The sequence below is a fragment of the Streptomyces sp. NPDC000345 genome, from assembly GCF_042898825.1.
GTDB lineage: Bacteria > Actinomycetota > Actinomycetes > Streptomycetales > Streptomycetaceae > Streptomyces.
In genome coordinates, this window is sequence record NZ_JBIAZE010000007.1 from 301833 (window position 1) to 316135 (window position 14303).

The window sequence follows — 14303 nt, forward strand, 5'->3', positions numbered from 1 at the left end:
AGCGGATTCCCCCGGCCCGCCCCCCGACCCGGGCAGTTCCCGGACCCCGGCGGTTCCCCGACCCCGTCGGCTCTGGAACCCTGCGGCTCCCCCGCCGCTGCGGCTTCCCCGCCCCCTCCGCCCTACAACCCCCGCCCATCGGGCGTGACGGTGCGCGCGATGCGGTCGGCGTGCAGGTGCACGGCGCCCGCCAGGTCGAGCGTGCCCCGCGAGATGACCCACTGGAGTTGCAGCCCGTCGCTGACGGCGATGCACTCGCGGGCGACGGCCGCGCAGTCGGTGTCCGCCCGCAGGGTTCCGCCGTCCACGCCCAGCTGGAGGTGGCGGGCCAGTTCGTCGACGGCGCGCTGGTAGCGCTCCGCGAAGAGGGCGTGGGCGGCGCTGGTGGGGTCGGCGGCCTCGGCCGAGGTGAGGACGAACAGTTCGATGAGGCCGGGCTCGGCGAGATGGCGCTCCGTCGCGGCGACCATGGCACGCAGCACGTCCGGGCCGCTCGCCTCGCGCGGCAGCCGCGCCCACCACTCCGCCTCGGTGGTGAAGCGGTGTTCCATCACGGCCAGGAGCAGATGCTTCTTGCTGCGGAAGTGATGCAGCAGGCCGCCCTCGGTGATGCCCACGTCCTCCGCGACGCGACTCAGGGCGGTGCGGTGATAGCCCTCCTGCGCGAACCGCCGGGCGGCGGCCTCGACGATCTTCTGGCGCCGGGCGATGCCGACCGAGTAGCTGCCGCGCGGGCCTCGGGTGCTGCTGGTCATGGTCTTCACCGTAGCCATGGGCCCGCGCCCGGAACCCGGGAGGGCGGCCCCCCGGAGCGAATGTGACCTGTGTCACACCGTAAAAACCTAGTGCACTCGGTTTTAGGTCCGCATCATCGTCCGGAAACCTCGGCGTAACGATGCGCCGGCCTTCCCTCGGAGCGACCATGAACCTCTCGCCCGACTCTGCCCCGACGCCCCTCGCCCCCGTCGGGACGGACGACTCCCCCGCCGCCGGCCGCGAACGGCCCGACCCGCACTCGCCCCGCTGGAGCGCCCGCGAGCTGCGGCTGCTGCTCGCACTGATCTGGCCCGGCCAGCTCCTGGTGGTGGCCGGCATCGTCGCGGCCAACGCCCAGCCCCAGATCGCCCAGCACTTCCACACCACGCAGATCGCCTGGTTCGGCCTGGCGTTCACCCTCGCGACGATCCTGGCCACGCCCTTCGCCGTCCGCCTGGGGGACGTGCACGGCAAGCGCCGCGTCATGCTGGTCCTCGCCGCCGCCGGCCTGGTGGGGGACGTGATCACCGTCTTCGCCCCGAACTATCCGGTGATGGTCGCCGGCCGTGTCGTGGGCGGCCTCTACGGCCCGGTCGCCGTGCTCGTGCTGGCCGCGGTCCGCGACCTCTTCCCCCCGCGCAGGGTGGCCGTCGCCCTGGGCACCGTGGCCGGATCGGTCGGCGTCCTCAGCCTCGTCACACCGCTGCTGTCCGGATGGCTCCTGGACGAGTTCGGCTGGCGCGGCGCGCTGTGGTTCCTCGTCGCCTCGACCGTGGTGGCCCTGCTGACGCTGCTGTGCGTGCCCGAGACCCCGCGCCGGGCGGCGCCGGGCAGGCTCGACTGGCCGGGAGCGGTGCTGCTCGGCGGGGGCCTGGCCCTCGTGGTGTTCACCGCCGGTCAGGGCCGGGCATGGGGATGGACCTCCCCGGGCGTCTCCCTCGCGTTCGCCGCCGGGGCCGCCACCCTCGTCGCCTTCACCGTCCGCGAGCTGAAGGTGGACCGGCCGATCCTGGACCTGCGCATGCTCGGGCGCCGTCCGGTGGCCACCGTGCTCGTCGGATCGTCGATCCCGCAGGCCGCCTTCTTCGCCTCCCAGACGATCCTGATCTTCCTCGCCCTGTTCCCCGCGATCCCGCACGTCTCCGACGGGCTGGGCTGGACCACCACCCGGGTCGCGGTCGTCGGCATCCCCGCCGGACTCGTCACCTTCGCCGCCGGTGTCGCCGTCGGCGCGATGGTCCGCAGGGTCAGCCCGCGCGCGGTCTGGTACGCCGGACTCGTCCTGCTCGCCACCGGCATGGTCCTGGCAGCCCTCTACCACCGCGACACCGCGCAGATCGTCTGGACCGGCGTGGTCATGGGGCTCGGCGGCGGCATCCTGATGGCCGGCCAGCAGACCATGATCGTGTCCGTGGTCTCCCCCGAGGAACAGGCCGCCGCGAACGGCATGTCGTCCCTGCTGACCCAGGTCTGCCTCACCCTGACCAGCCAGTTCCTGTACACGGTCCTGGCCGGCGAGTCGACGGTGCTGGACGGCACCGCCTTCTACCGGGACCAGGCCTTCACCCACGCCTACCTCGCCATGGGCGCGGTCGTCGCGCTGGGCCTGCTGGTCTCCCTCGCCATCCCCGCGCTGCGGCACCCCCAGGAAGCGGACTCCGGCACCGCCGGCCACCCCGCCGAGGACACCCGAGCCGCATCCGACGCCTGAGCGTCCCCGCCGTAGGAAGGACCCCCTTCATGCCCTCCGCCCGCCCCACCCGTCTGCGGGTGGAACACCTGGACCGTCCGCTCGGCACCGACGTGCGCGCGCCACGCCTGTCGTGGCGTCTGCCCGCCGGCGCCACGCGCCAGCTCGCCTACCGCGTCGAGGCCGACACCTGGGACTCGGGGCGGCGGAGTTCGTCCGCCAACACCTTCATCCGCTACGAGGGGCCCGCGCCGGCCTCGTCGACGCGCATCCACTGGCGGGTGAAGGTGTGGACCGACGTGGGCGAGAGCGACTGGTCCGAACCCTCCTGGTGGGAGACCGGACTCCTGCACCCCTCCGACTGGCAGGCGCGCTGGATCGAGCCCGCCGAGACGGCCCCGGCGGCGCCCGGACACCGCCCCGCCCATCTGCTGCGCCACGCCTTCACCCTCGGCCGGCCGGTCAGCCGGGCCCGCCTCCACATCACCGCACACGGCCTGTACGAGGTGTTCTGCAACGGCGAGCGCGTCGGCGACCTGGAGCTCACCCCCGGCTTCACCGCGTACCGCTCCCACCTGCAGACGCAGACCTACGACCTGACCGCACTGCTCACCGCAGGCGACAACACGCTGGGCGCCGTCCTGTCCGACGGATGGTTCCGCGGCCGGCACGGCTTCGTCCGCGAGGCCGACGGCTTCGGCACCCGGACCGCGCTGCTCGCCCAGCTCACCGTCGACCACCCCGACGGCACCACGACCGTCCTGGGCACGGGGCCCGACTGGCGGAGCTCGCCGGGCCCGATCGCCGCGGCCGACCTGATGGACGGTCAGCGCACCGATCTGCGGGCCCACGAGGAGCGGTGGTCCGCACCCTCCTTCGACGACCGTCACTGGGACAAGGCCCGCGCGGTCGACGGCGGCCTCTACGACGACTTCGCCCGCCTCACCACGACGCCGGCACCCCCCGTGCGCCGGGTCCAGGAGCTCCGCCCGGCCACGGTGACCCGGCTCGCGCCCGGCCACCACGTCGTGGACCTGGGACAGAACATCAACGGGTGGATACGCCTGGGCGACCTGGGCCCGGCGGGCACCGAACTCACGCTCGTCCACGGGGAGGCCCTCGACGCGCGCGGCGACGTCACCACCGACAACATCCGCGCCTTCGACTGGGCCACGCGCCGTCCCCTCCCCGCGGGCCAGGTCGACACGGTCGTCTCCGCGGGCCGCCCCGGCGAGACCTTCGAACCCCGGCACACCACGCACGGCTTCCGCTACGTCCGGGTCGAGGGTCATCCAGGTCCGCTGACCCCCGACGACGTCACGGGCGTCGTCGTCCACACCGACCTGCCCCGCACCGGCTGGTTCACCAGCAGCGACCCCCGCGTCGACCGTCTGCACGAGGCCGCGGTGTGGAGTCTGCGCGGGAATGTCTGCGACGTGCCCACCGACTGTCCGCAGCGCGAACGCGCGGCGTGGACGGGCGACTGGCAGGTGTTCGTCCCCACGGCGGCCTTCCTCTTCGACGTCGCCGGCTTCACCGCCAAGTGGCTGAGGGACCTGGCCGCCGACCAGTGGGCCGACGGCACCGTCCCCAACTTCGTACCGGACCCCGCCGACGAGGACACCCGCCGGCGTTCCGCGGAAGGCGGCATGAACGGGTCCGCCGGCTGGGGCGACGCCGCGGTGATCGTCCCCTGGGAGATCTGGCGCGCCTACGGCGACCTGGACCTGCTGCGCGCCCAGTACCCCTCGATGCGCGCCTGGGTCGAGTACGCGGCGCGATGCGCCCGCACCCGCCGTCACCCCGACCGGGCCGCCGCCCGCCCGCAGCCGGCCCCCCACGAGAGGTATCTGTGGGACACGGGATTCCACTTCGGCGAATGGCTCGAACCGGGCGTCACCCCCGACCTCGACCCGACGCGGGACCGCGGCGAGGTCGCCACCGCCTATCTGCACCGCTCAGCCGACCTCCTGGCGCGCACCGCGGCCCTGCTCGGCCGCCCAGACGACGAGGCCCGCTACCGCGCCCTCGCCGACGGCGCCCGCACCGCCTGGCGGGCCGAGTACCTCACCGACCGGGGCACGACCGTCCCGGACACCCAGGCCACGCTGGTGCGCGCCCTGGCGTTCGGACTGGTCCCGGCGAAGTCGCGGCCCCGGGCGGCAGAACGCCTGGCCCGGCTCGTGCGCCTCGCCGGCACGCATCTCACGACCGGGTTCCTGAGCACCGGGCTGCTGCTCCCCGTCCTCGCCGACCACGGCCACCTCGGCCTCGCCTACGAACTGCTCCTGCGGGACTCCTCACCGTCCTGGCTCGCCATGATCGACCGTGGGGCGACGACCATCTGGGAGGACTGGGACGGCGTCGACGCCCAGGGGCTGCCCAAGATGTCCCACAACCACTACAGCAAGGGCGCCGTCGTCTCCTTCCTCCACCAGTACACGGCGGGAATCCGTCTGCCCCGGACGCCCGGCGCCGGGGCCGCCGGATACCGGCGTTTCGTCATCGCGCCCCGCCCCGGCGGCGGTCTCACCTCCGCGGCGGCCCGTCACGACTGCCTGCACGGAACCATCCGGTCGGAGTGGGAACTCCGGGGCGACCGTCTCGCCGTGACCGTCGAGGTCCCGCCGGGCACCGAGGCCGAGGTCCGCCTGCCCGGCCGCGCACCGGTCACGGCCGGGCCCGGCGTCCACACCTACGACACGACGCTGCCCGCGGACGGCGACGGCCGCCCCTGACACCTCACCCAGCCGTGCGACGGTCGTGGGGGCGGGGCCGGCCGTTCCCGTCCGGCCCCGCCGAGGCGCTGCGCTCAGCCGGCGACTTCGAACGTGATGTCGGCGGTCGCCGCGACATGGTCGGTGTCTCCGGCGTAGCTGACGGTGTACGTGTACCAGCCGGGCAGGGGCGGGGTGTCGTCGAAGGCGAAGGTGCCGTCGGTGGCCACGGGGACGTCGGCGATCGGCTCGCCGTACCGGGTGACCGTGACGTGGGCGTCGGCCGGATGGGGCACCTGGGAGCTCAGGGTTCCCCGGACGGTCAGGCGTTCGCCGGTCCGGGGCGTCTCCGGTGCCCGCAGGGCGATGTCGCTGGACGCCTTGTGGACATCGGTGACGACGTCGAGGATCACGTCGCCCGCGTACGGGAAGCGGGTGGCGAACAGACGGCCGCCACCCGGGGCCCAGGCCACGCCGCGTGCCAGCAGGTCCATGTGAGGCCAGGACAGCGCGATCTTGCGGATCGGGGTGGTCGCGCCGGGCCGGTAGAGGTAGACGTCCCAGTCCCCGCCGGCCACGATGCCCGCGGCGACCGTTCCGTCGGAGGCGATGGCGACGGAGTTGGGGTAGGCACCGGTGTCGTACCTGCCGGTCTCGGTCAGGTCCGAGATCCGCCACCGCTGGTGGAAGTAGGCCGATCCGCAGGCGGTGACGACGCTCTGCCCGTCCGGGGTGACGGCCAGGTCCTCGACGGCACCGACGGCGTCGGTGTAGGCGGTCTGCCGGGCCGTTCCGGAACCGACGTCGTACACCCGCATACCGTTCGCGCTCGCGCTCTCCACCGCGACGAGCCGGTCGGGGAAGGCGGGTGAAACGGCGAGCCGCGGCTTGCCGTACCACACCGGGTCCTGGTCGAGGTCGACCACGGGATCGGCGTCGGCCACGCTGACGGAACCGATGCCTGCGTCGAAGACGGTCGCCTGGTAGGAGAACCAGAGTTTCCCGCCCGCGATCGCGAGGTTCTCCGGTTCCGTGTCCGCGCCGGTGGCGAACCGGCGCGTCTCCGTCAGGGTGGTGGTGTCGACGGCGGCGATGGCGTCGGCTTCCGGCAACGCCACGTACAGGGTGGACTCGTCCCCGGACAGGGTCATGCCACGGGCCCCCGCGAGCCCTTCGATGGTCTTGAGCACCCGGCCGTCGTGGTCGGTGGCCACCACGGCGTCGTCGCCGGGCGCGCTGACGAACACGTGATGGCTGTCGGCGAGGGTCTGCCAGTGCGACCTCACCGGCAGAACGATGCCGTCCGCGGCCCGGGCCGGGCCCGCACCGGTCAGTAACGTCAGTGACGCGGTGATCGCGGCAAGCGCCGTTCCCGCCGCGAGTCTTCGTATGCCCACGTGCGTGAGCTCCCTTCCCCAGCAACACGACCGCGCGATGCGATCGACGGCCAACTCTAGGCGCACGCACGGACATTGAGGGCACGTCATGGTGAGCGCGCCTCAGGTCACCGGCTGGTGAGCGCCCAGAACCGGATCGCGTGTGGCCGGTACCGGGACGGCCCAGCGCTGTCGGCTCGGCGGGGTCCGACACATTCCACAGGGGCAGGGTCCGGTCCGCGCGCCTCGGACGCACCGAGGCCGGCCGGGAGGCGACCGCCGGGAATACCCCCGTCCGGGTGGACCCCGTGGGCCCGCCCGCACGGGATCACCGGTAGCGCCCACCGTCCCGCCGATCATGACGGTCGGCGGGACGGGCCCGCCCACGGACGACCCGGGCGGAGCGGCGGATGCACAACAGATTCGGTTTCCTGGCATCGGTGGTGACGGTCTGTCTGGCGACGGGCAGTCTCGTCGCGCCCTGCTCGGCCGCCTCTGAGAAAGCCCGCACCGCCGACGTCACCACGGTCTCCACGGATACCTACCGCACCGGATGGGACCCCGACGAGCCCGGCCTCGCGCCCGGCCAGGTCTCCAGCTCCGACTTCGGGCAGCGGTTCTCCACCGCGGTCGACGGACAGGTCTACGCCCAGCCGCTGGTCGTCGGGAAGACGGTCGTCGTCGCCACCGAGAACAACAAGGTGTACGGCCTGGACTCGGCCACCGGCGCGGTCATCTGGACGAAGAGCCTGGGCGCCGCCTGGCCCGCCTCGGCCATCGGCTGTGCCGACCTGACGCCCGACGTCGGCGTCACCGCGACGCCCGTCCACGACCCCGCCACCGGCACTGTCTACCTCACCTCCAAGGCCGATGACGGCGCCGATGTCCAGCACCCCAACTGGTACGTCCACGCCCTGAACGCCACCACCGGCGCCGAGCTCACCGGCTGGCCCGTCAAGGTGGCCGGCGCCCCGGTCAACGACCCGGCCCACCCCTTCAACGCCTACACCGCGATGCAGCGTCCCGGCCTGCTGCTGATGGGCGGCTCCGTGTACGCGGGCTTCGGCTCCCACTGCGGCCACGCGCCCTACGTCGGCCATGTCCTGGGGGTCGACACCGCCACCCGCAGGACCACCCTGTGGTCCACCGAGGCCTCCTCCTCCCATGGCAAGGGGGGCGTCTGGATGAGCGGTGGCGGCCTGGTCTCCGACGGCCCCGGCCGCATCCTGCTCTCCACGGGCAACGGCACCTCCCCGGCGGCCGGCCCGGGTGCGAAGCCGCCGGGCCAGCTCGGTGATTCCGTCGTACGCCTCGGCGTCGACAGCGACGGCACGCTCTCCGCCCGGGACTTCTTCAGCCCCTCCAACGCCCCCCTCCTCGACCTGCTCGACGCCGACCTCGGCTCCGGTGGCCCGGCCGCCCTCCCGGACGACGTCTTCGGCACGGCCCGGCACCCCCACCTCCTGGTACAGATCGGCAAGGACGGCCGGCTGTTCCTCCTCGACCGCGACGACCTCGGCGGGCGCAGCCAGGGGGCGAGCGGCACCGACAAGGTCCTCGGCACCTTCGGCCCCTACGAAGGCGTCTGGGGCCACCCGGGCGTGTACGGCGGAGAGGGCGGCTACGTCTACACGATCGGCGGGCGCGGCCCGCTGCGCGCCTTCAAGTACGGCGTGACCGGCGCCGGCCTGCCCGCGCTGAGCGACGCCGGCCGCTCCACCGAGACCTTCGGCTTCGCCTCCGGCTCCCCGGTGATCACGTCCACGGGCACCACCCCCGGCTCGGCCGTCGTCTGGGCGGTGTACGCGGACGGTTCGAGCGGCGCGAACGGCCAGCTGCGCGCGTACGAGGCCACACCGGTGGACGGCACTCTGAAGAAGCTGTGGTCGGCCCCGATCGGCACGGCCTCCTCCTTCTCGGTCCCCGCCACCGACGGCGGCCGCGTCTACGTCGGCACCCGCGACGGCCACGTCCTCGCCTTCGGCCGGCCCTCCGGCGCCGCGCTCACCGGCGGGCCCGTGCGCTCCGGCGACGCGCCGGCCGGTGGTGGCCCCGGCCACGCCCTGGCCACCAGCCCCTGGGCTGCCGACCCCCGTCTCCTCGAGCGCACCCGCCGGTCCGCGCTGCCCCGCTGACCCCCCGCCGGTGACGCGTCCCCGGGCCGGCAGCCGAGGTGCGTCGATCCGCGGTTGACCGGCGCGGGAGGGAGACACACCGCCACCGCGGGACGCCGGCGGGGATGGGCGGGAAGGGGGGCATCGACCTCCCCAGGCATGCCACACCCTTCCCACCGACCTCACGCGACTACCCGGACTTCACACACTTACTCTGATCATCCGCCAGGGAACCTTGGCGCTGATGAGCGTGCGCTCTGCCGTGTCGCGCCCGGCGTACCTGTCCGGGCGGACGGGCATTCGGGCACCGAACGGGCACGCCGGGGTCCGCAAACGGGCAGCGGTCCCACGCGCCCCACCGCCCTCCACCGCTTCATCCAGCGGCTCACCGCTCCGGAAAACGGGCACATTCGGTCATGAACTGCGCTACGACGAGCCTGGTCAGCGGGGCGGTCCGCTTGTAGAAATTAGCCACCGGACGCCCCAACGGGCAGGGCTCCGGAAATCTACTGGCGCGGGCACACCGCGCGGAGCCGTGGAACGGAGGTGTCGCCGTGGACACCGAGGAGCGAAGACGCGGGATTCTGGAAACGGCACGCCGTACCGGATCCGTGGACGTCGGGAAGCTCGCCGCCGACCTCGGGGTCTCCAAGGAGACCGTGCGGCGGGATCTGAACGTGCTGGAGGGGCACGGGCTGGTCCGGCGCACCCATGGCGGAGCGCATCCCGTGGAGAGCGCGGGCTTCGAGACGACGCTCGCCTTCCGCACCACCATGCACGTCCCCGAGAAGTCCCGGATCGCGACCGCCGCGGCCGCGCTGCTCGGGGACGCCGAGACGGTCTACATCGACGAGGGTTACACACCGCAGCTCATCGCCGCCGCTCTCCCCCGCGACCGGCCACTGACCGTGGTCACCTCCTCACTGGCCACCGCGGCCGACCTGGCCTGCGCCGAGAACATGACCGTGCTGCTCCTCGGCGGCCGGGTGCGGGGCGGGACGCTGGCCACGGTCGACCACTGGGCGACCCACATGGCGTCCGGCTTCGTCATCGACCTGGCGTACGTCGGTGCCAACGGCATCTCCCGCGAGTACGGACTCACCACCCCCGACCCCGCGGTCAGCGCACTGAAGGCCGAGGTCATGAGGGTCGCCAGACGCCGGGTGTTCTCCGGGGTCCATACGAAGTTCGGTGCCGTGAGCTTCTGCCGCTTCGCGGAGGTCACCGAGTTCGAGGCGATCGTCACCGACTCCGGTCTGCCCGCCTCCGAGGTCCACCGGTACTCACTGCTGGGTCCCGAGGTCGTACGGGCCTGAAGCCGCACGCAACATCGGCTCCCCACCCCTCGCTCACACCACCCTCGCACGCCCGGGGGCCTGGTTCCGCACACCCTCGAAACATCCCCTGGAGTCAAGTCATGCGCACACGAAGAATGACCCACGCCCTCGTCACGGCCACGGCCGCGGGTTCCCTGCTGGTCGCCTGCAGCGGAGCGGGCGGCTCGTCGGGCTCCGGCGGCGGGGACGCCATCAACGTCCTGATGGTCGGCAATCCGCAGATGGAGGACATCGCCAAGCTCACCGAGGACACCTTCACGAAGGACACCGGCATCAAGGTGCACTTCACCGTCCTTCCCGAGAACGAGCTGCGGGACAAGGTCACCCAGGACATCGCCACCCAGGCCGGCCAGTACGACGTCGCCACCATCGGCGCCTACGAGGTGCCCATCTGGGAGAAGAACGGCTGGCTGCACGAGCTCGGCTCCTACGCCGACAAGGACGCGAGCTTCGACAAGGCCGACCTGCTCAAGCCGGTGGTGACGTCCCTGTCCGGCTCCGACGGCAAGCTGTACGCGCTGCCGTTCTACGGCGAGTCCTCGATGCTCATGTACAACAAGGACGTCATGCGGGCCAAGGGCATCACGGTGCCCGAGCACCCGACCTGGCAGCAGATCGCCGACATCGCGGCCGAGGTGGACGGCGCGGAGCCCGGCATGAAGGGCATCTGTCTGCGCGGTCTGGCCGGCTGGGGCGAGCTCGGCGCGTCGCTGACCACCGTGGTCAACACCTTCGGCGGCACCTGGTTCACCAAGGACTGGGAGGCCCAGGTCGACAGCCCGGCGTTCAAGAAGGCGACGAACTTCTACGTCGACCTGGTCAGGAAGCACGGTGAGGCGGGAGCCGCGCAGGCCGGGTTCACCGAGTGCCTCAACGCCATGAGCCAGAAGAAGGTCGCGATGTGGTACGACGCGACCAGCGCGGCCGGGTCCCTGGAGGACTCCAGCTCCAGCAAGATCGCCGGGCATGTCGGGTACGCCTACGCGCCGACCGTCAGGACCAGGAGCAGCGGCTGGCTGTGGTCCTGGGCGTGGGCCATGCCCAAGACCACCAAGAACGCCGACGCCGCCTCGAAGTTCATGCTGTGGGCGTCCAGCAAGGAGTACGAGAAGCTGGTCGGCGAGAAGCTCGGCTGGTCCCGTGTCCCGGCCGGCAAGCGGGCCAGCACGTACGCCCTCCCCGAGTACCAGAAGGCCGCAGCGTCGTTCGGTGACATCACCCTGAAGTCCATCGAGTCGGCCGACCCGGCCGACCCGGGCGTCCAGCCCAGGCCGACCGTGGGCATCCAGTACGTGGCCGTCCCGGAGTTCCAGGACCTGGGAACGAAGGTCACCCAGGAGATCTCCGCCGCCATCGCCGGCAGGACCAGCGTGGACAAGGCGCTCGAGGACGGCCAGAAGCTCGCCGAGGACGTCGCCAAGAACTACCAGTGACCGCCACCGCCCGGCCGGCCTCGGCGCCGGCCGGGCATCGCTTCCCCCCGCCGTCACCGGCAGAGGAACCCTCCATGACCACTCTCACTGTTCCCCCCAAGACCGCGTCACCGCCCGCCCCCCGGCGCCCGTCCGCCGGCTCCGGCAGCTGGCGGCGCCGCATCCCGCTGCTCCCGGCGCTGGTCTTCACCATCGTCGTGACGCAGTTGCCCTTCGTGGCCACGCTCGTGATCTCCACCTTCGAGTGGAACATCCTCAAGCCGGGCGACCGGCACTTCGTGGGCCTGTCCAACTTCGCGTTCGTCTTCACCGACGAGCGGCTGCGCACCGCGGTCCTCAACACCGTCGTGCTCACCGCGTCCGTGGTGCTCATCAGCGTGGTTCTCGGACTCGGTCTGGCGATGCTGCTGGACCGCCGGTTCGCCGGCCGCGGCCTGGCGCGCACCCTGCTCATCGCGCCGTTCCTGGTCATGCCCGTCGCGGCGGCCCTGCTGTGGAAGCACGCCCTCTACAACCCCGACTACGGCCTGCTCCACGGCAGCCTCAACGCCGTCTACCGCCTCTTCGGGGCGGACAGCGGCCCCACGGTCGACTGGATCTCGTCGTATCCGATGCCCGCCGTCGTGGTCTCCCTGGTCTGGCAGTGGACCCCGTTCATGATGCTGATCCTCCTGGCGGGTCTGCAGGCGCAGCCCGGTGACGTCCTGGAGGCGGCGAAGGTCGACGGTGCCTCCGCGCTGCAGACCTTCCGCCACATCACGCTGCCGCACCTGCGCCAGTACATCGAGCTGGGCATCCTGCTCGGCACGATCTACGTCGTGCAGACCTTCGACGCGGTCTACACCATCACCCAGGGCGGCCCCGGCTCGCAGACGACCAACCTGCCCTACGAGATCTACCTGACCATGTTCCGCAAGTACGAGTACGGCGAGGCGGCCGCCGCCGGTGTCGTCGTCGTCCTCGGCTCGATCGTGATCGCGACCTTCGCGCTGCGCACCATCGCGTCGCTGTTCCGCGAGGAGGTGTACCGATGACCGCCCGCCTCACCCCCCTGTGGACGTTCGTCGCCTGGCTGGCCACGCTGGCGTTCTTCGCGCCGGTGGCGTGGATGGTGCTCACCTCCTTCCACCAGGAGGCGGACGCGGCGACCAACCCGCCGACCCCCTTCGCACCCCTCACCTTCGACCAGTACGAACTGCTGTTCAGCCGGGACATCACCCCCTTCCTGCTCAACTCGGCGATGGCAAGCGTCTTTTCGACGCTGCTCGTGCTCGCCCTGGCCGTGCCGGCGGCCTACGCGCTGTCCATCAAGCCGGTCCAGAAGTGGACCGACGTGATGTTCTTCTTCCTGTCCACCAAGTTCCTGCCCGCCATCGCGGCCCTGCTGCCGGTATACCTGATCGTCAAGGACGCCGGGATGCTGGACAACGTGTGGACGCTGGTCGTCCTCTACACGGCCATGAACCTGCCGATCGCGGTGTGGATGATGCGCTCGTTCCTCGCCGAGGTCCCCAGGGAGATCCTCGAGGCGGCCGAGGTCGACGGCGCCGGCCTGCTCACCGTGCTGTGGCGGGTCGTCGCCCCGGTCGCCATGCCGGGACTCGCCGCCACCTCGCTGATCTGCTTCATCTTCAGCTGGAACGAGTTCATGTTCGCGGTCAACCTCACCGCGACCCAGGCCTCCACCGCGCCGGTCTTCCTCGTCGGCTTCATCACCAACGAGGGCCTCTTCCTCGCCCGTCTGTGCGCTGCCGCCACGCTGGTCTCCCTGCCCGTCCTCATCGCCGGTTTCGCCGCCCAGGACAAACTGGTGCGCGGCCTGTCCCTAGGAGCAGTCAAGTGAAAGCCGCCGTCATCGAAGCCCCCGGCAAGGTCACCGTCACCACCGTGCCCGACCCGACTCCCGGGCCGCGCCAGGTCGTGGTCGATGTGGCGGCCTGCGGGCTGTGCGGGACCGATCTGCACATCCTGCAGGGCGAGTTCGCGCCGACCCTGCCGGTGGTGCCGGGGCACGAGTTCGCCGGGGAGGTCGTGGGCCTGGGCAGCGAGGTCACCGAACTCGCGATCGGCGACCGGGTCGCCGTGGATCCCTCGCTCTACTGCAACGAGTGCCGCTACTGCCGGGCCGGACGCAACAATCTCTGCGACCGGTGGCAGGCGATCGGCGTGACGGTGGCCGGTGGCGCCGCCGAGTACGCCGTGGCGCCCGTCGCCAACTGTGTACGGCTGCCGGAGCACGTGGACGTCCAGGACGCGGCGCTGATCGAGCCGCTGTCCTGCGCCGTTCGCGGCTACGACGTGCTCAGCAGCAGGATGGGCTCCCATGTGCTGATCTACGGCAGCGGGACGATGGGCCTGATGATGCTGGAGCTGGCCAAGCGCACCGGTGCCGCCTCGGTGGACGTCGTCGACGTCAACCCGGAGCGGCTGGCGACGGCCGAGAAGCTGGGCTGTTCCCGGGCGGCGCTGTCCGCCGACGAGTTGGGGCGGCCGGCCGGCTGGGACGTGGTGGTCGACGCGACCGGCAACGCCGCCGCGATCCAGGACGGCCTGGACCGGGTCGCCAAGGCGGGGACGTTTCTGCAGTTCGGGGTCTCCGACTACGCGACGACGGCCACCATCTCGCCGTACCGCATCTACAACCAGGAGATCACCATCACCGGTTCCATGGCGGTGCTGCACAGCTACGAGCGGGCGGCGGAACTGTTCGCCACCGGGGTGCTGGATCCCCAGGTCTTCATCAGCCACCGGCTGCCGCTGACGGAGTACCCGCAGGCACTGGACCAGTTCGCGGCGGGTCAGGGACGCAAGATCGTCGTACTGCCCTGACCCGCCCCGAACCCGGCGGACGTGTCGACCGTGCCGCCGGGTTCAGGCGCT

Annotated in this window: 10 protein-coding genes; 8 read left to right on the plus strand and 2 right to left on the minus strand. The window is 71.9% G+C overall.

All coding sequences use genetic code 11. The annotated features are described in order from the left end of the window. Positions 1-122 precede the first annotated feature (122 nt). Positions 123-755, minus strand: coding sequence for a TetR/AcrR family transcriptional regulator (locus ACFY30_RS19365; protein ID WP_390846375.1), 633 nt, complete (start codon positions 753-755; stop codon positions 123-125). A gap of 167 nt (positions 756-922) precedes the next feature. On the opposite strand from ACFY30_RS19365, the gene ACFY30_RS19370 reads away from it, so the two are divergent. Together ACFY30_RS19370 and ACFY30_RS19375 are read left to right on the plus strand one after the other, a co-directional pair. Beyond that, on the plus strand, positions 923-2467 hold the full coding sequence (locus ACFY30_RS19370; protein ID WP_390846376.1) for an MFS transporter: 1545 nt from the start codon (positions 923-925) through the stop codon (positions 2465-2467). 29 nt (positions 2468-2496) lie between these two features. After that, positions 2497-5184 (plus strand): family 78 glycoside hydrolase catalytic domain, encoded by a 2688-nt coding sequence (locus tag ACFY30_RS19375; protein ID WP_390846377.1) that lies wholly within the window; start codon positions 2497-2499, stop codon positions 5182-5184. Positions 5185-5258: 74 nt separating this feature from the next. Here ACFY30_RS19375 and ACFY30_RS19380 read toward each other — a convergent pair whose 3' ends face one another. Next, a complete protein-coding gene (locus ACFY30_RS19380; RefSeq protein WP_390846378.1) occupies positions 5259-6560 on the minus strand; it encodes a hypothetical protein in 1302 nt (433 codons plus the stop codon). A gap of 389 nt (positions 6561-6949) precedes the next feature. Between ACFY30_RS19380 and ACFY30_RS19385 the strand changes: the two genes are divergently transcribed. The 6 genes from ACFY30_RS19385 (at position 6950) to ACFY30_RS19410 (ending at position 14252) form a co-directional block, all read left to right on the plus strand. Beyond that, positions 6950-8674: a PQQ-binding-like beta-propeller repeat protein gene (locus ACFY30_RS19385; RefSeq protein ID WP_390846379.1), complete on the plus strand. Its 1725-nt coding sequence runs from the start codon at positions 6950-6952 to the stop codon at positions 8672-8674. Positions 8675-9207: 533 nt separating this feature from the next. Beyond that, positions 9208-9969: a DeoR/GlpR family DNA-binding transcription regulator gene (locus ACFY30_RS19390; RefSeq protein ID WP_390846380.1), complete on the plus strand. Its 762-nt coding sequence runs from the start codon at positions 9208-9210 to the stop codon at positions 9967-9969. Positions 9970-10070: 101 nt separating this feature from the next. Continuing rightward, positions 10071-11423: an ABC transporter substrate-binding protein gene (locus tag ACFY30_RS19395; protein WP_390846381.1), complete on the plus strand. Its 1353-nt coding sequence runs from the start codon at positions 10071-10073 to the stop codon at positions 11421-11423. Between the two features lie 74 nt (positions 11424-11497). Beyond that, positions 11498-12457, plus strand: coding sequence for a carbohydrate ABC transporter permease (locus tag ACFY30_RS19400; protein WP_390846382.1), 960 nt, complete (start codon positions 11498-11500; stop codon positions 12455-12457). Next, on the plus strand, positions 12454-13266 hold the full coding sequence (locus ACFY30_RS19405; RefSeq protein WP_390846383.1) for a carbohydrate ABC transporter permease: 813 nt from the start codon (positions 12454-12456) through the stop codon (positions 13264-13266). Before ACFY30_RS19400 ends, ACFY30_RS19405 begins: the two co-directional genes overlap by 4 nt. Continuing rightward, positions 13263-14252 carry a zinc-dependent alcohol dehydrogenase family protein gene (locus ACFY30_RS19410; RefSeq protein ID WP_390846384.1) on the plus strand — a complete coding sequence of 330 codons (990 nt, stop codon included), beginning with the start codon at positions 13263-13265 and terminating at the stop codon, positions 14250-14252. Before ACFY30_RS19405 ends, ACFY30_RS19410 begins: the two co-directional genes overlap by 4 nt. Positions 14253-14303: the final 51 nt, after the last annotated feature.